Genomic DNA, 23,342 nt, shown 5'->3' with positions numbered 1-23,342 from the left:
CAGTTTTAGCATCAGCCTGAAAGGACAGGACTCTTTTTTGCCGCTTCGAAGGTAAAAATAGCCGTATAGAATAACTATACTCACTATTTTTACCTTCGAATCGCCTAAAAAATAGTCTCTGTCAGTGCCATGGTTGAATCATCAAACACGCCCTAATCCAATAAACGATCGGTCTTAGCTGCCATGACAAAATCGTTGTGATGCAAGCCTTTGATGCTGTGAGACCACCATGTTACGGTTGCTTTGCCCCACTCTACCAAGATGCCAGGATGATGCCCTTCTTGTTCGGCTATTTCTGCGATTTGATTGGCGAATGCCATCGCTTTGACGAAGTTTTTGAATTTATACTGGCGCTGTAGCTGTTTGATGCCATCTACCTCAATCAGTGCCCAATCAGGGATTTGTTGTAGTAGTTCTTTTGCTTCAGTTTCATCGACTGTTGGTGCGCCAATGCGGCAGGCTTCGCAGCTGTTTTGTGATAATGCAGTCATGATAATATCCTTTTAATTTAACCATTGTTTTTTGATACATACATCCATGTTGATGCTGTTTTTTTATTTAAATATTTAGTACTGAAAACCCATTTGAACCATCAGCGGGTTTTGACTGGATAAGTCGGTTCAAACAATCCCAATGACATGGCCTGCTTGACCGCTCCCCTAATATCGCTATTAATGATATCAAACAGCGTATCCAAATCATCAATGACATAATAAACCGGCTGAATCTGATCGATGCGATAAGGCGTGCGCAATACATCCAATAAGTCAAACGCGCGGCACTCTGGGCTGTGGTTTGGCTCATTACTGAGGGCATAGATGGTTTCAGAGGGTGAGCTTAAGATACCACCGCCATAGATTTTCCGATCTTCCATACTGCTACCGACCAAACCAAACTCAATGGTAAACCAATAAAGCCGCGCCAAAAATCCTCTTTCCTCTTTAGTGGCTTCTAGACCAAGCTTGCCGTATGTCTCATTAAAAGTGGCAAAAGCAGGATGCGTCAGTAGCGGGCAATGACCAACGATTTCATGGAAAATATCAGGTTCTTCGATATAATCCATGTCCTCAAAGCGGCGGATAAAGGTTGCCACGGGAAAGGATTTATTGGCCAAGAGTTTAAAAAACTTACCAAAGCTGATCAATGCAGGCACAGCCGCTGTCTGCCAGCCAGTAGTGGCTTGCAATACTTCATCAATATCCTGTAACTGAGGAATACGTGTCGGCGGCAGATTCAGCTTGTCCAAACCTTGTAGGTACTCTACGCACGCGCGATTGGGGGTTTGCTTGGCTTGACGCTCAAGCAGTGCTTGCCACATGGCATTCTCATCATCACTATAATGAATATGACCATTGGCATCTGGCTGATGCGACACATAAGGTTGTTTTTGAGGTGTTGAATCGTCATGACGAGATCCATCGATACCAATAATCTTGGAGGCTATATTGTTAGCATTGCCAGTATTGTTATGAATAGTACTCGCATTGACAGCGTTGATACTAGAAGTCTGTTGTAGGCGTTCCATGCCTGTATTCCTTTTATTACGATGAGTCCATTACTTTTACATCATCTGTTTACTTTGACACTGTTGATTCAAAATAAGATGGATACAAGGGATTAGATGCGTAACTGGTACAAATTTTTCGTAGCCTCTGTCAGCAACGCAGCAAGCAAGAAAAATTTATACCAGTCAAGCCGTATCCCTTTTACATTGAGCTGGCTATAACTGGCGTAAAAACGACGACGCTAGTAGACCAGACTTTTGCTAACCAGCCTCTTGTTGCCCAATCGCGCCACGACGCACTTGGTCGCGTTCTATGGATTCAAACAACGCTTTGAAGTTACCCTCGCCAAAGCCATCTGCATAATCGCCTTTACGTTGAATAAATTCAAAGAACACAGGGCTACCTAAGATGGTTTCAGAGAAAATCTGTAGCAATAGGCGCGGCGTACCGCCTTCTGTCGTACCGTCTAGTAAGATACCGCGAGTTTGCAAGTCATCGACGTTTTCGCCGTGGTTTGGCAAACGCTCGCTTAGCATTTCGTAATAAGCAGCCGTCGGTGCGGTCATTAATGGAATGCCTGCGGCTTTAAGTTTATCGATACTGGCAAGCAGATTATCACTGGCTAAGGCAATGTGTTGAATGCCCTCACCATTGAAATGCATCAAATACTCTTCGATTTGACCACCGCCCTGCTTAGATTCTTCATTGAGCGGGATACGGATTTTGCCATCAGGCGCAGTCATGGCCTTACTGGTCAGACCAGTGTATTCACCTTTGATATCGAAGTAGCGGATTTCGCGGAAATTAAATATGCGCTCATAAAAATTGGCCCAGTACGCCATACGGCCACGGTAAACGTTGTGAGTCAGATGGTCGATGACTTTAAAACCATAGCCAACAGGACGTCTATCTACATCTGCAAAAAACTCAAAGTCGACATCATAGATAGATTCGCCATCTTTGAAGCGATCAATCAGATAAATCAGTGAGCCACCAATGCCTTTGATGGCAGGCAATCTCAACTCCATTACGCCTGTTGGCACGTCTACTGGCTGCGCGCCCATTTCAATGGCACGCTCATAAGCTTTTTTGGAATCTTGAACGCGAAAACCCATGCTACAAGCCCCTGCACCATGCTCTTCAACGAAGTAGCTGGCTTGGCTTTTAGGCTCACGGTTTAGGATAAGATTGATGTCACCTTGACGGTATAGAGCCACGTCTTTTGATCTGTGGTTGGCTACATGGGCAAAGCCAAGCTGTTTGAACAATGCGTCGACCGTATCGGGCTTTGGTGAGGCGAATTCTACAAAATCAAACCCTTGCAATCCCATTGGGTTTTCAAATAAATCTGCCATTGTAATCATCCTTAATTTCAATTGGTGGTATAAAAAATACGTTAAAAATACTGCGAAAAATGCGTTCAATCAATAATTCTTATTGACGATGCATTTATATTAGATTAGCTTTATTTATAAGACTAATTGTTTTTTATGATTTATTTATCAGGTTTACTTATGAATATCAGCTTTCGCCAATTGACGGCCTTTATCGAAGTTGCTGACAATGGTAGCTTTACCCGTGCCAGCGATCAGATGCATTTGACCCAATCTGCCGTAAGTGGTTTGATCAAAGAGCTAGAATCGAGTCTTGGTATCGTGCTATTTGACCGCACCACACGCCAGCTGTCCTTGTCGGCAGTAGGACGGCATTTACTGCCGCAAGCGCGGCGCATTTTAAATGAGATGCAATTGTTTGAAAATGAGGCAAACAGCCTGACAAGCTTGGCGCAAGGTCAGGTACGTTTGGCGGTTTCCCAGTTTGCAGCTTCCTCCATGCCAGCTGTAATCGCCCAATTTGCTGACAAGCATCCTGAGATTAGCGTCTCTTTGCTGGATTGTTCAGCAGAAAACTTGCTAAAACATATTCAAGACATTGAAGTAGATTTGGGTGTCGGTACTGAGCTTGATTTTATGGAGACTGAGGATGATATCAGTGCTGATTTATTATACCAGCTGCCATTTTGTGTGGTCATGCCTGACAGTCATGCGCTGGCTCAAAAATCTGAAATCACGTGGCAGGACTTATTAGACATTCCACTTATCACACTGCAAGGACGTTTTATTGAGCAAGTAACCGCAGAGCTTGCCGATAGCATCGCGACTCATATCCAGCAAGCCCGTTATAAAGTGAACTTTATGTCTACCGCGCTTGAGATGACCCGCCAAGGCTTTGGGATCACTCTGTGTCTGCCCTACATGCCTGAGGTCATTGACTGGGTCAGTGCCAATGGCTTACAGATGAGACCGCTCACCCAGCCCACTAAAATGCGCCAATTTTTTATCTATCAGCGGTCGTCTCGCGCTTTGTCACCTGCCACCATTGCCTTTAAAACCTTTTTACAGACTTATTTTTCGAGCCATTTTAATGACTTACAGCGTATCTAAATGTGGCTAGGATGAATTATCCAAGATAACTGAATCTCGTGTTGAGTTACGTGCCAATTTGCTCTATGATTTTTGGTTGCTCGATTTATATTTTTATAAGGAAACAACATGTTTGAACGTATCGACTATTACGCTGGTGATCCGATTTTAGGGCTTATGGAAAAGTTTTTGGCGGACAAAAATCCCAACAAGGTCAACTTAGGGATTGGTATTTATTATGACGAAAATGGCGTATTGCCCGTCCTCGATTGTGTACAAACTGCCGAGCAGCGCATTGCCGATCCTATTACTGCGCGCCCATATTTACCAATGGCAGGCTTGCCAGGACACCGTAAAGGCTGTCAAGAGCTGCTTTTCGGTAAAGATGCCCAAGTTCTAAAAGACGGTTTGGTTGCCACCATCGCGACTATCGGTGGTTCTGGCGCGCTAAAGATCGGTGCAGAGTTCATCAATGAATGGTTTCCACAAGCCAAGTGCTATGTCAGCGATCCAACATGGGCCAACCACATTGCTATTTTTGAAGGCTCTGATGTCGAAGTGGGTAAATACCCGTACTACGATAAGGCCAGCAATAGCGTCAAATTCGATGAGATGATCAGCTTTTTTGAAACCTTGAATAAAAACGACGTGGTCTTATTGCACCCGTGCTGCCACAACCCAACCGGTATGGATTTGACTCGTGAGCAATGGGACACCGTTCTAAATGTGGTTCAAGCGCGTGAACTGATTCCATTTATGGACATTGCTTACCAAGGCTTTGGCGAGGACATGGACAGCGACGCTTATGCGATTCGTAAAGCGGTCGATATGGGTCTGCCGTTATTTGTCAGCAACTCATTTTCTAAAAACTTATCACTCTATGGCGAGCGTGTCGGCGGTCTATCCGTAGTCTGCCCAACCGTAGACGAAACTGAGCGTGTTTTTGGTCAATTGAATGCTATGGTACGCCGTATCTACTCAAGCCCGCCATCACATGGTGGACGCGTCGTCGATATCGTCATGAATGACGAGGCATTACACGAGCAGTGGGTTGGCGAAGTGTATGCGATGCGTGATCGTATCAAAGCGATGCGTTTCAAGCTCAAATCTGTCTTAGAAACTAAGATTTCTGACCGCAATTTTGATTATCTAACCCGCCAAAATGGTATGTTTAGCTTCACAGGATTGACGCCTGAGCAGGTCGAGCGTCTACAAAGCGAGTTCGGTATTTATATGATCTCCAACTCACGTATGTGTGTTGCAGGATTAAACACCAGTAACATCGACTATGTGGCAAACGCCATGGCAGACGTATTAAAAGACTAATTGCTTCCTTTGCCAAACGATACAATGTGGTAAAAGCACGTTATAAGAAAAAGGCTGAGCGCTTGCTTAGCCTTTTTTTCGTCCCGTATTTGTTGAATCCATACAAATAACGCTAGCAATAGTAATGCCCCTAGCACTACCAACAAGACGTTCAATCGCTGCATAAAAAAACTTGCAATCTACTGTTCTATAAATTACATTATTCGTAAGTAGTTAATCATAACGTAATTCAAAACACACTTTTAGCAAGGAGCGTCTCAATGTCAACGATTGACAAAAATCTTACCTCATTTATCACTATCGCTAGCGATTCTGATTTCTCAATTCATAATCTGCCCTATGGCATCTTTAGCGAAACTGAAGACGGCAAACGTCGCGCTGGTGTCGCCATTGGCGATCAGATATTGGATCTGTCTGTACTTGAAACCGAAGGCCTGTTGAAATTAGCGGGCGGCTCATATTTTGATCAACCCACGCTAAACGCTTTTATCGATTCTGGTCGAGACAACTGGACGAAAGCGCGTCAAACCGTTCAAACGCTGCTGTCTACTGATAGCGATGCTTTGCGTGACAATGCAGAATTGCAGCAAAAAGCCCTTTTTAAGCAAACAGACGTCATCATGCATCTGCCAGTCCAAGTACCAGGATTTACAGACTTTTATTCTTCTAAAGAGCATGCGACCAACGTCGGCACCATGTTCCGCGATCCCAACAACGCCCTATTGCCGAACTGGACAGAGATGCCTGTTGGTTATAATGGACGCGCCAGTACAGTGATTGTCAGTGGTACGGATGTCGTACGCCCATCTGGTCAGCTAAAACCCAATGCGGATGACCGCCCTATTTTTTCAGCCTGTAAGCGTTTAGATTTTGAGCTTGAGACTGCTTTTGTTGTCGGTAAAGGCAATAACATCGGGCAACCAATTGCGGTAGATAATGCCTTCGATCACATCTTTGGTATGGTCTTGCTCAATGATTGGTCAGCCCGTGACATACAAAAATGGGAATACGTGCCTTTAGGCCCCTTTAACGCCAAAACCTTTGCCTCTGAAGTCTCTCCTTGGATTGTGACCATGGATGCGCTGGCACCCTTTAAAACGCCGTGCCCGACTCAAGAGCCAAAGCCCCTTGCTTATTTAAATGAAAAAGACACCGATAGCAGCTTTGATATTCATCTGTCGGTCGAGCTACTGCCTGAACATGCGGATAGTGCCACCGTTGTTTGTGAAACCAATTTTAAATACATGTACTGGTCAATGGCGCAGCAGCTGACCCATCACACCATCACAGGCTGCAAAGTAGAAGTCGGTGACATGATGGGTTCAGGCACCATTTCAGGACCAACGCCTGACTCCTACGGCTCGATGTTAGAGATTGCTTGGAACGCCACCAAACCCGTCACACTCAGTAGCGGTGAAACTCGCAGCTTTATCGAAGATGGTGATACTGTGATTATGAAAGGTTATAGTGAAAAAGACGGTATTCGGGTTGGTTTTGGTGAAGTGCGCGGCAAAGTACTGCCCGCTCTTAGCTTTGATTTTGACAAATAATTTAGATAAACCTTATTGGCATACAACACAGGCGTGACTATCTCATTCAGACTAGTGAAAGATTACATACAGTCATGTATTGACAGCGCAGTGAGTGACACGCCTTATCAAAAGGATATTGATATGAGCTTTAAAATTGAAAAAATTCATCATGTGGCTTATCGCTGCAAAGATGCCAAAGAAACCGTTGAATGGTATCAAAAGCACCTAAACATGGATTTTATCTTAGCATTTGCCGAAGATCACGTGCCTTCGACCAAAGCCTTTGACCCGTATATGCACGTTTTTTTAGACGCTGGCAATGGCAACGTATTGGCGTTTTTCGAAGTGCCCAATCAGCCTGAAATGGGCTTTGATCCCAATACGCCAAACTGGGTTCAGCACTTGGCACTCAAGGTCAAAGACCGCGATGAGTTGCTACTGGCCAAAGAACACTTGGAAAAAACGGGGATCGATGTGATTGGCGTCACCAATCATGGAATATTCCATTCTATTTATTTCTTTGATCCCAATGGTCATCGTTTAGAGCTGACTTATGATGACCCCACTTCACATGACAAAGTCTCGATGATTACAGAAGCCATCAAGCAAGACATGCTTGAAGAATGGTCACGTACCAAACGCGCACCAACGCATACACAGTTTTTGCACAGTGAAGAACTGGCTGAGGCAAAATAGACAGATGAATACTAGGGCGTGTTTATCATGCCCTACTCTTTAACCATCAGGAAAGGATTCTATGATGACAACAAAAACGCACCTAGGAATGCTATTAACCGCTTTAATGATGATAAGTGGCTGTAGCAATAGCGACCAAGCTGTCAACGCTTCAGCGGATACAGACGCAGGCAATACAGAAGAAGTCACGACCTTAAGATTCTCACATTTTATGACGGCCACTGATAATATCAATACCGAGGCGTTAGAGCCTTGGGCGAAGAAAATCGAAGCCGATTCAAACGGACGTATCAAGGTCGAGATCTACCCTTCTGCTACCTTGAGCAAACCCGGTGCTACTTATGATGCCACCGCGAAAGGTATCGTTGATATTGGTATGCAAGCACAAGGATATACGGCTGGACGATTTCCTTTAACCCAAATTGTAGAGCTTCCTGGTATCACAAATACTGCCCAGCAGCAGAGCTGTATCCTCCATAAGCTTTATGACGAGGGCATTATTGCCAGTGAGTACGCAGACACTCATCTCCTCGCTCTTGTGGGCACAGGACAAGGCGCGCTGCATACTGTTGATAAACCGATACGCACACCAGCTGACATGAAGGGCTTACGTATTCGTCAACCGTCGGCGGTTGCCAGTCATATCATCGAAGCGACTGGCGCTGCGCCCGTTGGTATGCCTGCCAGTGATACCTATACCGCTCTTCAACGCGGCGTTATTGATGGGCTAAGCTTTACTTGGCAGCCTATTCAGGCATTTCGTCTCGATGAGCTGATCAATACTCATACCAACATTCCTTTTTACAACTCCACATTTGTCATCAGTATGAATAAAGACAAATACGATAATTTACCAGATGATCTTAAAAAAGTGATAGATGATAATTCAGGGGCGGCAATGGCGGCTAATGTCTCTAAAGTCTTTGATGTGAGTAACGACAAAGCGATGAACGCCGCCAAAGAAAAAGGCGATGTGATGATTGATATTCCTGACCCTCTCGATGATCCCAATTGGAAAGGGCCATTAATGGAAGGCTCACAGAAATACTTAAATGAGGTGAATGCTACAGGGCTGGACGCCAATGACGTATACGAAAAAATCAAAGCCGCCAGTAAAACCTGTGTTGTTTAACGTTTAATAGACTCAGGTCATGGCTGGCGCAGGCAGTTTTATGCCAAAGAATGGTTATGCGATTTGATAACGCTGCGCGATGACTAAAATTTGCTCAACCACATTATGCTGCTTACTCATTGGCAGCTGCTCTGTGGTTCCGATGACAGTAATCGCGTATTCTAATGGCAAGTTTTTATCAGAGGGCTTGTCATTGGTAGCTGACTGAGTAGGATGGCTATTTGTACGTTGTGGCAAAATAACCGGAATCGTAATGGCATTGATGCCCATCAACATATCACCAGTGACGGTTGCATAGCCTTGGGTACGAATGTTGGCTTGTAGTTGGATAAAATGTTGCCACTTTTTTGCTGCCGCCGCGTTCTCTTCAGCCTGCCATTCATTCATTACCAATGGCTCAATCACAGCATCGGGTTGATAACTGGCAAACAGCTGACCCGTGGCTGATGTCGTCAGCGGCATACGTGAGCCGATACGCGTAATGATACTGATGGGGCTGTCTGGCTCAACAGAATGAATGATGATAGGCCCTTCATTGAACCATTTGGCAATTTGTACTGCACAATTTAAAGTATCTTTAATCTCATTGGCAATATGCGTCAGCCGCTCTAAGATATTGTTTTGATTGTACCCTGTATGCCCCAAAGCTGCGAGTGCATTGACTCTATCACCCAATCCATAACGGCCATCGCTAAGCTTACGAGCGTAGTTTTTACGGATAAGGCTCACCAAATAACGATGGCACTTGGCAGGATGCATCTGCATCACGTGAGCGACGTCCTTTAACATCATAGGCTCATTATGATCGATAAGAACATCTAATATCGATAGTCCAATCTCAAGCGACTGGACACCACTTTGGTTTTTATTGGCTAGAAGGGACGTATCTACAAGGTTGTCAGCTGCTGGCATGCTTTGCTCGATAAATGATTTACTTAATGAGTAGTTTGCTTAGTTAGTATCGGTCGAATAAATTTTAACTTCATCATACTATTTTTGGTTATTTAAAACTGTCTCTATCTCTTTAAAATAAACTTATCTGAAATAAATGTAGTTTAGATAATTATAACCCCTTCTCTTACGGACACTCTAACAAAAGGAATGAATAATGATGACACTTTATGGCTACTTTCGTAGCAGTACCTCTTATCGTACTCGTATCGCGCTAAACTTAAAAGGGCTGGATTATGACTATATTGCGGTCAATCTGGCGCAAGATGAACAACGACAAAATGCGTTTCAATCTCTCAACCCGCAAGGATTGGTGCCTGTCCTGCAAGCGGATGATTTATTGTTATACCAAAGCCCCGCTATTCTGGAATGGTTAGAAGAAGTCTATCCTGATACGCCTCTATTGCCCAAAGACGCAACTGGTCGTATGCACGTGCGTGCGCTTAGTGCTCTAATTGGTTGTGATATCCACCCGATTAATAACCGCCGTATCTTACAGTATCTGCGCAATGAATTGTCAGTAGATGAGGACGAGGTAATGGCATGGTGTGGTCGCTGGATGAAGGAGGGTTTTGATGCGTTAGAAAAACGCTTGGCTGACGACAAGACTCGTGGAAAATTCTGCTATGGCGACAGTCCTACTTTTGCAGATTGCTATCTGATTCCGCAGGTCTCTTCTGCCCGCCGCTTCAAGGTAGACCTCAGCCTTTATCCCAATATCGTTGAAATTGATACACATTGTCGCACACTCAAAGCCTTTGCAGACGCTGATCCTATGATGCAACCAGATGCGCCAAGAACGTCCTAAATAATAAATTGTTAAAATCAATAAAATTTTTGATAAATCCGTTTAAATGAGTGTATGATTAAAATCAGCTTAATCAAGACGTTATTCAGTTAACCAATGTTTACAAGTGGTACCGACCCAACAGCCTTTTCACTTAAAGTTTCTTTACAAGGATGTATATGAAATATATGACTAAGACTCTGATAGGAGCCATGGCACTATGCGTGAGCGCAAGTGCAGTCGCTTCAAGTCACCGCGAAGCACCTTCTATCACTAAAACCCCAAAAGTCGATGCCTCTGACTTTTATATGTTCAATAGCTATGAGAATAATCGGGCAGATTATGTCACGATTATTGCCAACTACCTACCGCTACAAGACGCCTACGGCGGACCCAATTATTTTGCGCTAGATCCAGATGCCCTTTATGAGATTCATATCGACAACAACGGTGACGCTGTTGAAGACCTCACTTTCCAATTTGACTTTACTCAAAAATTAAACAGCATTGAAATTGACTCAGATGGTAATCCATCGACGCCAAATGTCGCTATACCATTATCGAACGCTGGTGATGCCTCAAATCCTGATAATTTACAAACGAGCGAGAGCTATAACGTAACCATGGTTAAAGGCGATCGCCGTAGTGGCACAAGAACTTCCTTAGGTACTTTCGATAAGCCGTTTGATTATATCGGTACGAAGTCTTTTGCAGACTATCCTACCTACGCACGAAGTTTTATCAAAACTCTGAATTTGGGCAGCTGCGGGCAAGGTAAGGTATTTGTTGGTCAACGTGCTGAAGGTTTTGCTATCGATTTAGGTAGAGTATTCGATTTAGTTAACCTAAACCCATTGGGCGCACGCGATAGCGGTACCAACGTATTAGCGGACAAAAACGTTACGTCGATTGCGATGGAAGTTCCGAAAGCTTGTCTGATCAACGCGAGCAGCAAAGATCCTGTGGTTGGGGCTTGGACAACTGCTAGTGTCCGTCAGGCAACGCTTGTGAACCCTTCACCTGCTTCTGGCATCAGTACCACTGCTAAAAAAGGCGGTGCATGGACTCAGGTTTCAAGACTGGGTATGCCATTAGTCAACGAAGTGGTGATTGGTCTTAAGGACAAAGACAAGTTTAACGCCTCAGAACCAAAAGACGATGTCGCAAAATTTGCACCTTATGTCTTTTATCCTACACTCCCAGCCTTGATTGAGTCATTGTACCCAAGTGCGCCAGCGCCGACGAACTTCCCACGTCAAGATTTAGTAACGGCATTTTTGACGGGCGTTCCTGGTGTTAATAAGCCAATGAATGCAAATCAAGTACCTGCCGATATGCTGCGCTTGAACACCAATATTGCAGCAGTACCTGCTTCTATGCAAAATGACTTGGGTGTGATTAGTATTATTCCTGGTCAGACCGATGGTCGTCCTAAGGCAGATGCTAAAGATACTGCAGGCTTCCCAAATGGTCGACGCCCTGGTGATGACGTGACTGACATTGCGTTAAGAGTATCGATGGGTGCACTGTGTCATGCTGGTCTAGACGCCAAGGTCACCTGTGTACCTGCTGATGCCAAAGCTGGAAAAGCACCACTCACTGATGGCGCTCTCAAACCTGCTACCGAGTTTGATTCAGTCTTTCCTTATCTAACGACTCCTACCCCAGGTAGCCGATAAGCTGAAACTAACCCAAGGAGAAATACTATGCGCTATCTAATGTTAGCCGTATTGATCACTGGATCAGCTGCGCTTTCTGGTTGTTTCAATGACAATGATAACAATGCTAGTAAACCAACAAATCCAGTCAATAACGATGTTGCAGTAGACCAAGAAAAAGCTAAGCTGGCTGTTAGCAGAACCTCTGATGTGATTGACGCCAGTAATAATGTGGATACCGATGAGCCTCAAGATATCGATCGGATTATACTTCCTGAAGCAAATTTGGCAGAACCTGTTGTAGTAGCAAATGCCAATGCCTCACTCTAGTATAACGTGAGATAAATCTAGCAAACACCTAGTCAGTATACTGATTGGGTGTTTCTTTATGTTCTGAGCGAGATATTTTATGCACTGGATTAAGTTCCCTATCGAATGCTTATTGTTGTTATTCATCAGTAGCCAGCTGATTCATGCTGCCCCCTTTATTCCAAAAGACGATCAACAAATTCTTGCGACCCTACCTGACGACTCTCCACCGCCACGCTATCTAAGCTCAGCTGATTTTGTCTCCGATACGGGTACAAACACGTTGGAGGAAACCAGTCAATTGTTGGAGCGTGCTTATCTACAGGGTGATCCACGAGCATTAGGACAAGCGCGTGCGCAGCTAGATCAGACAACGGACCAGAGTATAGAGACCCTCATGCTACAAGCACGGGCACTTCAATCGGATCACAAATTTGCTGAAGCAACCGCCGTATTAGAGCAAATACTCAGTCAAGATGCGGCTCATGCAGATGCGCTACTGACCCTTTCTTCTTTACTCGTGGTTCAGGGTCAGTTTGCAGAAGCGATGAGCCACTGCAAAAAGCTTGATGACCCTGACCTGCGTGTTTATGCATTGGCTTGTGAAGCGCAAATACAGAGCATGACTGGTGAACTTGAACCAGCAAAACAAACGCTCAGTGGTCTGGCAGCCATTGCTTCTGGGCTAGATGCCTCGACTGCTCGCTGGATCTATCTGATTCAGGCAGATGCAGCATTACGTAGCCAAGATACCACGCTTGCCAGCCAAGTCTTCGATGTCATGGATGATCAGACAGTACCTACGCTCATGGCTCGATCTGATTGGCTATTGAGTATTGGTGAATATGAGAAAGTCCGTGATCTGCTTCAAGAGCATACGGATAAAGATGCTTTGCTACTACGCCTCATTACTGCTCAAATGAAATTGGGCGATAAGAGGGCCAGTCAGAATTTGGCATTGATGAAGGAGCGCATTAATGTGTGGCAGATACGCCAAGAAGACGCTCATATGCGCGAACAGGCCACTTATGCTTTGCTTGCCAATCAGGTTGACTCTGCCCTTCAACTGGCTCGGGATAATTGGCAACAGCAGCGTGAGACAGCGGATATCGTGCTCTATGCGACAGCTGCTCTCAAAGCTCGCAGCCAAAAAGACATCGAGCTTATACGTCAATTTATAACAGACACTCAGTTTGAATATCCAGCACTAGAGCGTGATCTACGCTTAGGTAAAATCAGCGACTGTATACATTGTCAAACTGCTCGCACGCAGGATGCCTCTATGCAGGTTAAAAGCACTCAACAGTCAGATGCACAAGTTCAGGTCAAGGATAAGACTTTATGAGCGTACTTAGCAGACTTATTTGGTGTCGAACCTATCGTTACTTGACGCTACTATTTTTATTGCTGACTTGCACCCTAGTACAAGCGCATGAAGCCAGTACCGCCTACTTAAACCTTACCAAAGATGATTCTGAGGGAGCATCGGAAGTCAGATACGATGCCGAATACGAGTTGTCACTTCGCGATTTGGCATTGCTGATAAACATAGACCCAAACCAAGACCAGCAGGTCAGCTGGGCGGAAATAAAATCACAGACGCCACTTATACAGCAGCTAATGACGTCTAAGGTAACATTAGAAAGTGCGGCACAAGCTTGTCAAATAGCAAGTTTTGAGCCACTAGCAATCAACACACGCGGCGGTTTTAATTATTTACATATCAATTTTAAATTAAACTGTGAGCAGCCAATTGATCGCCTTGATTATCAGATACTGGCAGGTATTGACGCCAATCACCGCCTGATCCTGACACAACCCAATGAGGGCATGCCGCTACAAGTATTGGCTGTCGGTCAAAACCCATTAGGTTCAGAAGCAGCGTCTGACTCGATATCTACGGCGACAAATTTTCTCAAAAGCGGTGTACATCATTTGCTGATTGGTTGGGATCACCTCCTATTTTTGTTCGTATTGCTCATCCCTGCCGTATACGTGCGCAAACAAAAACAATTGGTTGCTGTCTCCAAACCGAAAGCAGCTCTACTTGAAGTCTTTTGGATTGCCACCTCGTTCACGCTCGCGCATTCGATTACGCTTAGCTTAGCGGCCTTACAAATCGTCAGTATACCAGCCAGTTTTATTGAGTCTGTCATTGCTTTGTCTATCGCCTTTGCCGCGCTCAATAACTTAGTACCATTGTTGCGAGTACGAGCAATCTATCTTGCTTTCTTTTTTGGCCTCATTCACGGTTTTGGCTTTGCCAATGTTTTAGTAGATTTGCCACTTGCCACAAGCGCGCGTGTATTAGCATTATTGAGTTTCAATATAGGCATTGAATTGGGACAACTGGTATTTATCGCCTTAGTGTTTCCAATAGCCCTCTTGTTACGTCACACGCAATTTTATAAGTACGTTATTTTTTATATAGGATCATTAATTAGTATTTTAGTGGCCCTATGGTGGTTTTTTGAGCGGGCATTTTAGGTCAAGTGAACAGTAATATTACTCAAAGAACCAAACAGCACGCAGTTTGGCCGCATCTATCTGATATAAGGGCTTAATATATAAATGGGTGGCGTCCAGTACAACAGCTGTGACAAATTGGTAGCCAAACCTTTTTGTCCTACGCGTTGTTGAAATCTGAAACTAAGGTCTTTCATAAACTAGCGACATCGGTACAACGGCATCCACTGCGATGCCGTTTTGTATAAGCGGATTGAGTTGCCCTGCCCTTACTTGAGTGGTTGCTATGGCATCGATGATGGGACTGGCTGACGACTCAAGTAATTGCACCTCAGTAATATATCCCTCTTTGTTGACATGTAGCTCTAGCATAACAATAAATACATCACCCAAACGAGTATTAACATTACGCCATACAAGCGATGGGACACTGGTAGTGGGTTCTTGCCCATCCATCCAGCTGCCATCTTCTGCCAAAAAAGGAGCGTCTACGTCGTTTTTGTTAACGTTATTATCTAAATCGGCTTGATCGGTGGTTTGTTGTTCGGCCTGGGATGCGGCTAATGCTAACATCTTGCCAACTGCTTCGTTTGCTGCTTGTGCTTGCCACTGTTCTTGTTCTATTAGCTTTCTATTGGCTTGATTTTTCGCGGCTCGCTGCTGTACGGCTTGTTCGCGATTAAATTGCGCGGTTACAGCACGAATCATGGCAGACAAATCATCTTCTGTTTCTTCCTTTGTGTCAGATGTGTTAACTGTTTGCTTTAATTCTGCTATTAATAGCTTTTGGTCTGATGAAGGATTTTCAGGCTTCCTCTCCACTTCAACATCTTCTTTAATCGATGTTGTACTTGTCATTGGGGTTGTTTGCTTCTGTTCTACTACGGTTTTTAGGGGCTCCACTGAATCTGATACTGTGAACGTTTCAGTAGTTTCGGCCTTTTCTATCGGTTCATCTGGTTGTACATTGGGCGGTGAGGGTTTGTCATTTAAGGGTTTGGACTGAGGGACAGTCGGAAGGTTCTTTGTAGATGGTCTTATGTTTTCAGGTGTTGATGCCAATGTTATCAACTCTAAGTGAATGATACTGGGCTTGGCTTTAGTGATAACAGGTGCTGGTTTATCAACAGATACCATTGTCCACGCAATGATCCCATGCAGTACGACGACTAACATGGTTATCCAAGTAGTGAGAGGACGAGTAAAAAAATTTGGCATCATAATAGTTATTAGAATACTCTTAAAAACATTCTTATATATGAGTTTATCCGGTGATTTGACAAATAAAAAGCGAATAATGCAATGTTTGACGCTTTGTAGTCAAACCATCTTAGAATTGGAAATAGGTTATTTCGAGGAGTTTTACGCAGTCTTTGCGTTAGTAGCACGCGAGGAAATTTTATCCAATTAGGACAATATTTTTTAAGTAAATTAACTCTATGCACATCATAAATACATTGTAAGAACGCCACGCTCATTGTTCTAATTCGCGCTTAACGCCCTTTATATTCAATGGGCAAAATGATCTGCATTACCAGCCCTTTTATGCCATCTTGTCGATTATAGACATTGATATATCCCTTGTGCGCCATCACCACTGCATGAACAATTGCTAACCCCAACCCGTAGCCACCCGTTTCGCGATGGCGAGCAGAATCAAGACGTACAAACGGTTGAAAAATACGTTCTAAGTCATTCTCTGCTATGCCGCCGCCTTCATCCTTAATACTGATTTGGATGGCAGGCCGCTTATTGTCCAGATCCACTTTTTTAATGTCAGCAGTCACCGCTGAATCAGATGTAGTATGCATAAAGGCATTACGAATGACATTTTCAAGGGCACTGTGCAGCTGTTCTTGATTGCCGAGCACCATCCAAGAAGTAGCAAGAGTGTTTTTTGAAGAAAATCTAGATGCCTGCCATTGCCATTGCACGTTTTTATGCTGAAACTCAAAACAAACATCTTGTCCAATTTCACTAATAATCTGCGAGATATCGACCATGTCGTTTTCTAAATTATCGATGGTATATTGCTGCATCTGCAACGATTGGATATGAATGATTTGTTCAATCAGCTCATTCATACGCGCTGACTCTTTATCAATACGGTCGAGATAACGATTGGCATTGGGCGCAAAATCTCGCGTCAGCTCAGTGGCAACATCCAGACGCGCCAATGGCGAGCGCAGCTCATGCGAGATATCACTTAGCATCTGCTTACGTGCCAGTTCGCTTTCAGCCAGTCGCACTGATAGCTTGGCCACGTCTTTAGCCAATAAGCCCAATTCGTCATCGCCCATTTTAGATAGGTTTGGATTGGCTTGATAATCCCCATCAATCATACGGTGTACTGTACTTTGCACACGTCGAATGCGCTGACTTAGCGTACGACTAAGCCAGATGCAAACCAAAACACTAAAGACAATGATCAAAAGCAGTCGAACTGGAAAGTTGCCACGTTGCAGCTCGACCACATCTGAAAAACGCAAGTGCGGACGCAATTGCACGATGACCGTCTGGTTGTCTGGTAAGACGACTGTCATGTCAGCCAATTCAGGGCGATTATCAGGATCAGCAATCGTAGCGCGACGCGGTATCACCGGATGCAAAAGATGACTTAAGACAGATGGCTTGTCATGCGATGGGCCATTATCGTCGTGGTCAATTCTTCTGTCGATATCAGCTTTGGGCTTTGTTGTCGTCGACTGCACTGAAGGCATTGACGGCTGTCTAATCGTTTTCTGTCTCTCTTGCTTACGTTCTTGCCTGCGCGGATCATATCTGTCTCGATAACGCGGAAATATAATAGCGCCTTGCTCATCATAGACTCTGATCTGACTCATAAGCCGCCAGTCTTGACGATACATTTGTCTGACAGCCGCCAAGTCCTCTGCTTGTAGTGCCTCAACCATCTCTTGACGCTTGATCAAAAGACTGTCGATTTGTGTATCCATGCGAGCCGTCAGCGCTTTTTCAACCAACCAACGCTCCACCATGATAGACAAAATGGAAGTCATTAAAATCGTCAAGAGCAGACTCAAAAACAGACGCCAAAACAGCGTTACTCGAATCTTAAAGGCAGAAGTTTTTATCGACGTATCCTTTATCGATGTGTTCTTAATTAATGAATCTTTCATTAAAGTACCAACTGATACCCTTTACCACGCACCGCTTTTATCGGCTCATCGTGAAAGGGTTGAAGTTTTTTGCGCAGACGTGAGACATGAACGTCTAGACTACGATCAAACGGCTGCAATTCACGCTGCAAGACATGCTCTGACAACCACGTCTTACTGACGACTTCGCCCTTTTGTTTGAGGAGCGCGACCAATAGATCAAACTCCGTACCCGTCACTTGTAACTCTACACCATCTATCTGACAAACCCGCTGGTTTTGATCGAGACATAAGCGACTCTCAGGTAATGGCGTGTGCTCTGATGCAATCGCATTGGTGCGTTTGATCACGGCATTGATACGCGCAAGCAACTCTCGCGGATTGCAGGGCTTGGTAATATAGTCATCAGCGCCAAGCTCTAAACCAATGATACGATCAATCTCTTCACCTTTTGCGGTCAGCATGATGACAGGAATATCACTGATGTTTGGCAATTGACGTAGCACACTCAGCCCATCAATTTTTGGCATCATAATATCGAGTACCAGCAAGTCGTAGGCAGAGGTACTGCTGGTATTTACGGCATCCACAGTATTTGCGGTTTTAAGCTTTTGAATGACGGCTTCGCCATCGTGTACGCAATCGCAGCTCACACCATGATTGTGCAAATACTCTTGTAATAATTGCGTCAGTTCTTCGTCATCGTCGCCTAGTAGTACATTTGGCACATCTGTCTCCTTAAGCGCTAAATGGCTTTATTACCATATTATCAGGCAAGTGCTTGTCGATACGCCATAAACGTTACCTTTCTTAATGTTTCATAAATGTTCGTAACCTTCAACTGTCGTAAGATAGCGACTATCAGCAGTAAGTACGGCCAGCAACAAGTACGGCGCTTATCTCTAACGTTCAAATTATCAATAGTGAGATTGAGCGTCATAGATAAGACTTTATTTGTTCATTTAACCACGCCAAATTCAATCAAGGATAGCATTATGAAAAAATTATTATTGGGCTCAGTATTGGCAATGTCTAGCGTGTTTACCGTCACCGCTTGTACCAGTGTTAACGCAACCACTGATACAAAACCTGCCAGCACCAGCATGCAAAAACATAAAGATGGCATGAAAAAGGGCGGCATGAGAGGCCCAATGTCTCAGTTGGATCTGACTGCGGCACAACAAGCAAAAATCAAAACCATCATGGAAGCAAAACATGGCGACCATAAAGCTGACCGCGCAAAATACAAAGCAGAACGCGCGCAAATGGAACAGCAAATGCAAGCATTGACCAATGCAAGCACGCTAAACAATGCGGCTGTCAACCGTTTGGCAGACCAGCAAGCCGCCAAAACAAAACAGCGCTTTATCGAACGTGTGCAAACTCAGCACGCCATCACTCAAGTCCTAACGCCTGAACAGCGTGAAAAAATGGCTAAAATGAAAGCTGAAAAAATGGCCAAAGGTCATAAAGGCTCAGAGCACCGCAAAATGATGCATGACAAACAGCGTCAAGGCATGTAAGCGCTCAAGTCGTCATAGCATGGGTAGGCAACATAGTATAGATAGACAACATGGCGTTAATACGCCCTGTCCTACTTAGTATAAGAATATAAAAAAGTGCATCGTATCAACGGTGCACTTTTTATGGATAAAAACTGACTACTCAAATACGCACGACTATCTTAATCCGCAATACCCTCAACAGTACCAAGCGACTCCCCAGACATCGACAACCTACCAAACACCATCTTGCCCATAAAAGTCCCGTTACCATCGCGGTAATACTGCAAAATCTCTTTACCATATTGGCGCGCATCGATGCTATTACTAGCGTTTGGCACTTGCACATTATTTGGTAAATTCGGGAACATAGCCGCTTTGGTGCTTATATCCGAATACTGCTGCAACACATCTATAACCACACCTTTGCCTAATGTATTACCATCAGATTTGGCTTTGCTTGAAAATTCTTTTCGTGCATGTTGCCATTTGAGCTGACCGCGTTTATCAAAACCATAAAGCTCTTGCACTTGCGTGCTTGCTCGCGCTTTTACTTCTGCTGTTTCGTCTTTACCTTCACTCTCATCATTCATCTCCTTCTTGATCATGGCGAGCATTTGCTGCGCTAAAGCTTTACTGGTAAATTTCTCAGCACGCATTCCTTCTACTTCATCAGGCTCACTTTCTTTGACCAGCTCAGGATATTGCTTACTAATGCGATCGTAAAAAATGCGGAGATAGTCTTGATAAAATTTCTCGTAGCTCTCAGCGCTTTGTACACGGCGAATGATTTGATCGCTTGCCAGCATGGATGGTAGCTGATGCTTTGGTAACTTGGGAGAAAGCGATGCCAAGGTATTGGGCGCTATATAATCAAATTGACTAATAGGTGCTGCTGCAAACGTTTGATCGACAGCAGCGAAATGACTTTTAATCACTTCCCGACCAAAGTCTTTCGGCAATGTGCCATCATCAATGGCTATTTTTAGCCACTTGTTTTGCCATTTTGTCCCAAGTTTGTCATCTAAAAACTCTGAGTTAAGTATCGCAAAATTGTCCGCCCACAGATAAACGTCACCGTTTTTAAAGTCAATATAAATGGGCTGGTTGATATGACTTTGATGATTGCGCGCATGATACTGGGCGCTGGCAAGCATGGTTGCTCTACCAGCCATCGGCTGATAGATACCTTGGGTGTTGATTGACAAAGGTTTTAGCAAATACGCATCCAGCAGCTTCGCTTTTTTGGTATCCAGTGGTTTTGACTGATCTTCATAATTGTCAAATAACTGCTGGTAAGAGGAAGGCACGGTGATGCTACTGTCATATGTCTGGTCTAACCACGCTTCATACGCATTTGTGCACTCAAGATAAGTGTCTTTGAGTGCTACTCGCTGAGCATCATAGTCAGCGTCCAAGATATCTTTGTTTTGTATCTCTGTCTGCGCGATTAATGTTGCATATGCTTGGTCGTGAGTGTCTTCGCAATACGTATCTACACTATCCGATGCGACAACTGGTTGTGTATCGACCTTGGTGGATAACTGATCGTTATTGATCTCAAGGTTGCTATGATAGCTAAATGACTGACGGCGCTGTTTTTGTAAGGCTGTGGCTAATGCCGTCTTGGCAGCAGCGGGCGTTTGCTTTGCCATCATAGCGTTAGACTGGCTAGCATTGCTAGAAAAGCTGGTAGACTGACAACCTGTCAATAACAGCGTGCCTGTCAGAAACGCACTGGCAAATAAGACATTGCTTTTGATGGGTGACAAAACATTGTTTGCGATGGCTTGATGATCTGCTTTCATTTTTTATCCTTAATAAACATTCGCTTAAACGTGACAACATGCCAACGTTACAAGCAAGGCAACGCTACTGCGTCTCTATCTGTTGTCAGTATCCTCTTCGGCATCAATGACGTAATCCACATCGTTGTAGCTTGTGTTATCGTCATCGCTGCCCCTGCCATCATCATTTACGTCACTGTCACTATAATCGTAGCGTGCATAACGAGCGGTTTGTAGTCTGTCTTTTTTTAGACGTTGCTCTGCAATCCACGCGTTGCCATCGATAGCAGGTTTGGCGTTTTCCCCAAAAGACTCTGCCAATAAGGGCGTCAATACATGCTTATTAAAGCTGGCTTTATCGTAACGTATTTGGTTTAGGATCGTGGTGGTAGAACCAAGCAAATCGCCACCGATATTCATGCGTTGCTGCTTTGCAAGTAGGCGATCTGAGCTGTCTAGATAATAGTAATTTATCTGATTGAAAGAAAGCGGTCCGATGGCCTCAATAAGCTGGAGCAGCGCACCCACATCCGCACTTTGATAGCCTTTATTGTACAAAGCCATCTTGTCGAGCGCGGCTTTTAGCATGGCACCATCAGGGTACTTGTCTGGATTGGTATCGACATGATTTTGTAGTGACTGCGTCATATATTTGAGTATTTTGCCAATCATCTCACCGCTTTGCTGACTGCCAAAATATACTTTTACTGCTCGGCTGGCGCCGACTTCTTTGGCAAACTGATCTTGACGAATGTCCACGGCACTAAAATACTCAGGTGCCAGCTCTGCCATACTACTCTGTATTGCTGCAACTGCTGCATCATAGAGTACTGCTGGCGGCAACTGTGCCGTAATACTCTCAGGCAAACCAAAACTGACGGTATGTGAGGCCATTTGATTGGGTAACGGAGTATTTTCAGGATTGACAATTGCTACAATCGGTAGAATTGCCGATGGGTCAACCGTGACAAGGCTATTTGTAAAGTCGAACGCCAGTGGTATCTGTATTGATGAGCCAATTGTTGGCGTCACATAGTCATAACTATAGACGCTTTGTAGTTGTCTTTTTTTGGGCTGATAGTGACTGACACTACTAAACGTTAAATGTTTATATTGATATGCGTTTGTCGCGGCTATTTGTTCAGGAGTACGATGGAACATGGTAAGCAGTTGACCAACTGCTTCTGTAGATGGTGCTGGCTTCTCGTCTTCATCAACTGTTTTTGGCTGTTGCTTTGCCATTTGCATGGTTTCATATTTTTCCACCCACCCTCTTGGATTCATCCCCGAAAGGATGCTGCCTGTATCGGTATCTTCATCATCATAATCGTCTGTATCATACTCAGCGTTGTCGTCACCACCGATATATACTGGCTCATCATTTTCGCCCGCTTCTTCTAACACCGCAGCGACTGCGTCTACTTCTCTTACCGCTTCATCCATCTCAGACTCAGACATACTTTCTTCAACGATGACTACCTCGTCTGCATGATCGACGTCAGTATCGTCATCATAACTTTCTCCGTTGTAGCTACTTTCATCATAATCAGTGTCTAGCTCAGACTCATAAGCGTACGTTTCTATGATTGTTCTCAGTAAGCTACTAGACCCCGCATCAATACTATCAGGGTGTATAAAGGGTACAGACTGATAATTGGCTTGCGCGACTGCCGTATGCTCTGTGGCTAGATGCTGACGAATAGCGGCAAGCAAGTGAGACTTGGCTTGATTCTCAGTATTAGGGTATTTGTCTTGATCAAATAGTTGATCATAATGGACGGATTTAGCAGTTAAGCTGTCATTAAAGGCGCGTCCCTGTGCTTGGTTTTGTGCAGGATTTGCGACACTAAAATCCAGCATATTACTTGATACCGCAGTAGTCGATGATCCAGCTGGACTCGATTGACAACCTACCAACAGCAAAGAGCTACTACCAAGCAGCATTGCGCCGCGTATGATAGAAGACAACTTGTGCGGCTGATGTCTATAAGTGTGTTTTTTATGAATAGATGAGCTGTGGAGCGTCTTTTTAGCAAAACACTGTTGATCTTGGTTATCGATATGGTGTGATGACATAGAAATCTCTTTAGATAAACAGTCAATAATGGATGTATGTTGATAAGTATATTTATAACACAAAAGGTTACAATGT

Annotated in this window: 20 protein-coding genes; 11 read left to right on the top strand and 9 right to left on the bottom strand. The window is 44.3% G+C overall.

Features of this window, described 5'->3' with window-relative positions:
* Positions 1 to 152 precede the first annotated feature (152 nt).
* From ACT3TH_RS09655 to hppD, 3 genes are all read right to left on the bottom strand, one after another.
* On the bottom strand, positions 153 to 491 hold the full coding sequence (locus tag ACT3TH_RS09655) for a 4a-hydroxytetrahydrobiopterin dehydratase (protein WP_444755636.1): 339 nt from the start codon (positions 489 to 491) through the stop codon (positions 153 to 155).
* Positions 492 to 592: 101 nt separating this feature from the next.
* Positions 593 to 1,525, bottom strand: coding sequence for a phenylalanine 4-monooxygenase (gene phhA, locus ACT3TH_RS09650; protein WP_444755635.1), 933 nt, complete (start codon positions 1,523 to 1,525; stop codon positions 593 to 595).
* 240 nt (positions 1,526 to 1,765) lie between these two features.
* Positions 1,766 to 2,860: a 4-hydroxyphenylpyruvate dioxygenase gene (hppD, locus tag ACT3TH_RS09645; protein WP_444755634.1), complete on the bottom strand. Its 1,095-nt coding sequence runs from the start codon at positions 2,858 to 2,860 to the stop codon at positions 1,766 to 1,768.
* A 159-nt stretch (positions 2,861 to 3,019) separates the two neighbouring features.
* Here hppD and ACT3TH_RS09640 point away from each other — a divergent pair, with 159 nt between their 5' ends.
* The 5 genes from ACT3TH_RS09640 (at position 3,020) to ACT3TH_RS09620 (ending at position 8,614) form a co-directional block, all read left to right on the top strand.
* The gene (locus ACT3TH_RS09640; RefSeq protein WP_444755633.1) at positions 3,020 to 3,949 is read left to right on the top strand and encodes a LysR family transcriptional regulator; all 930 of its coding nucleotides are present in this window, start codon (positions 3,020 to 3,022) and stop codon (positions 3,947 to 3,949) included.
* A gap of 108 nt (positions 3,950 to 4,057) precedes the next feature.
* Complete coding sequence (locus tag ACT3TH_RS09635) at positions 4,058 to 5,254, top strand: amino acid aminotransferase (RefSeq protein ID WP_444755632.1); 1,197 nt, start codon at positions 4,058 to 4,060, stop codon at positions 5,252 to 5,254.
* Positions 5,255 to 5,514: 260 nt separating this feature from the next.
* Positions 5,515 to 6,804 carry a fumarylacetoacetase gene (gene fahA, locus ACT3TH_RS09630; protein ID WP_444755631.1) on the top strand — a complete coding sequence of 430 codons (1,290 nt, stop codon included), beginning with the start codon at positions 5,515 to 5,517 and terminating at the stop codon, positions 6,802 to 6,804.
* A 123-nt stretch (positions 6,805 to 6,927) separates the two neighbouring features.
* Entirely contained in the window at positions 6,928 to 7,482 is a 555-nt protein-coding gene (locus tag ACT3TH_RS09625) for a VOC family protein (protein ID WP_444755630.1), read from the top strand.
* A 64-nt stretch (positions 7,483 to 7,546) separates the two neighbouring features.
* Entirely contained in the window at positions 7,547 to 8,614 is a 1,068-nt protein-coding gene (locus tag ACT3TH_RS09620; RefSeq protein ID WP_444755698.1) for a TRAP transporter substrate-binding protein, read from the top strand.
* 54 nt (positions 8,615 to 8,668) lie between these two features.
* Here the strand turns inward: ACT3TH_RS09620 and ACT3TH_RS09615 are convergent, their stop codons facing one another.
* On the bottom strand, positions 8,669 to 9,526 hold the full coding sequence (locus tag ACT3TH_RS09615) for an IclR family transcriptional regulator (RefSeq protein WP_444755629.1): 858 nt from the start codon (positions 9,524 to 9,526) through the stop codon (positions 8,669 to 8,671).
* Positions 9,527 to 9,725: 199 nt separating this feature from the next.
* Between ACT3TH_RS09615 and maiA the strand changes: the two genes are divergently transcribed.
* From maiA to ACT3TH_RS09590, 5 genes are all read left to right on the top strand, one after another.
* On the top strand, positions 9,726 to 10,373 hold the full coding sequence (gene maiA / locus ACT3TH_RS09610; RefSeq protein WP_444755697.1) for a maleylacetoacetate isomerase: 648 nt from the start codon (positions 9,726 to 9,728) through the stop codon (positions 10,371 to 10,373).
* A 158-nt stretch (positions 10,374 to 10,531) separates the two neighbouring features.
* Positions 10,532 to 12,031 (top strand): DUF4331 domain-containing protein, encoded by a 1,500-nt coding sequence (locus tag ACT3TH_RS09605; protein ID WP_444755628.1) that lies wholly within the window; start codon positions 10,532 to 10,534, stop codon positions 12,029 to 12,031.
* A gap of 27 nt (positions 12,032 to 12,058) precedes the next feature.
* Positions 12,059 to 12,340 (top strand): hypothetical protein, encoded by a 282-nt coding sequence (locus ACT3TH_RS09600; protein WP_444755627.1) that lies wholly within the window; start codon positions 12,059 to 12,061, stop codon positions 12,338 to 12,340.
* Between the two features lie 79 nt (positions 12,341 to 12,419).
* Positions 12,420 to 13,664, top strand: a complete 1,245-nt coding sequence (locus ACT3TH_RS09595; RefSeq protein ID WP_444755626.1) for a tetratricopeptide repeat protein — start codon at positions 12,420 to 12,422, stop codon at positions 13,662 to 13,664.
* On the top strand, positions 13,661 to 14,806 hold the full coding sequence (locus tag ACT3TH_RS09590) for a HupE/UreJ family protein (protein ID WP_444755625.1): 1,146 nt from the start codon (positions 13,661 to 13,663) through the stop codon (positions 14,804 to 14,806). The genes ACT3TH_RS09595 and ACT3TH_RS09590 overlap by 4 nt, the downstream gene beginning before the upstream one ends.
* A gap of 162 nt (positions 14,807 to 14,968) precedes the next feature.
* Here the strand turns inward: ACT3TH_RS09590 and ACT3TH_RS09585 are convergent, their stop codons facing one another.
* The 3 genes from ACT3TH_RS09585 to ACT3TH_RS09575 all read right to left on the bottom strand — a co-directional run bounded on the left by ACT3TH_RS09585 (position 14,969) and on the right by ACT3TH_RS09575 (position 18,629).
* Entirely contained in the window at positions 14,969 to 16,006 is a 1,038-nt protein-coding gene (locus tag ACT3TH_RS09585) for an energy transducer TonB (RefSeq protein WP_444755624.1), read from the bottom strand.
* 272 nt (positions 16,007 to 16,278) lie between these two features.
* Positions 16,279 to 17,922, bottom strand: a complete 1,644-nt coding sequence (locus ACT3TH_RS09580) for a sensor histidine kinase (protein ID WP_444755623.1) — start codon at positions 17,920 to 17,922, stop codon at positions 16,279 to 16,281.
* Positions 17,922 to 18,629, bottom strand: coding sequence for a response regulator transcription factor (locus ACT3TH_RS09575; protein ID WP_444755622.1), 708 nt, complete (start codon positions 18,627 to 18,629; stop codon positions 17,922 to 17,924). Before ACT3TH_RS09575 ends, ACT3TH_RS09580 begins: the two co-directional genes overlap by 1 nt.
* Positions 18,630 to 18,896: 267 nt before the next feature.
* Between ACT3TH_RS09575 and ACT3TH_RS09570 the strand changes: the two genes are divergently transcribed.
* Positions 18,897 to 19,424 carry a Spy/CpxP family protein refolding chaperone gene (locus tag ACT3TH_RS09570; RefSeq protein ID WP_444755621.1) on the top strand — a complete coding sequence of 176 codons (528 nt, stop codon included), beginning with the start codon at positions 18,897 to 18,899 and terminating at the stop codon, positions 19,422 to 19,424.
* A 161-nt stretch (positions 19,425 to 19,585) separates the two neighbouring features.
* Here ACT3TH_RS09570 and ACT3TH_RS09565 read toward each other — a convergent pair whose 3' ends face one another.
* Both ACT3TH_RS09565 and ACT3TH_RS09560 read right to left on the bottom strand, forming a co-directional pair.
* On the bottom strand, positions 19,586 to 21,211 hold the full coding sequence (locus ACT3TH_RS09565; RefSeq protein ID WP_444755620.1) for a hypothetical protein: 1,626 nt from the start codon (positions 21,209 to 21,211) through the stop codon (positions 19,586 to 19,588).
* 75 nt (positions 21,212 to 21,286) lie between these two features.
* On the bottom strand, positions 21,287 to 23,266 hold the full coding sequence (locus ACT3TH_RS09560; RefSeq protein WP_444755619.1) for a hypothetical protein: 1,980 nt from the start codon (positions 23,264 to 23,266) through the stop codon (positions 21,287 to 21,289).
* Positions 23,267 to 23,342 lie beyond the last annotated feature (76 nt).

Source organism: Psychrobacter sp. AOP22-C1-C5 (genome assembly GCF_052378885.1).
Lineage (GTDB): Bacteria > Pseudomonadota > Gammaproteobacteria > Pseudomonadales > Moraxellaceae > Psychrobacter.
This window is presented reverse-complemented; position numbering and strand designations above follow the sequence as displayed.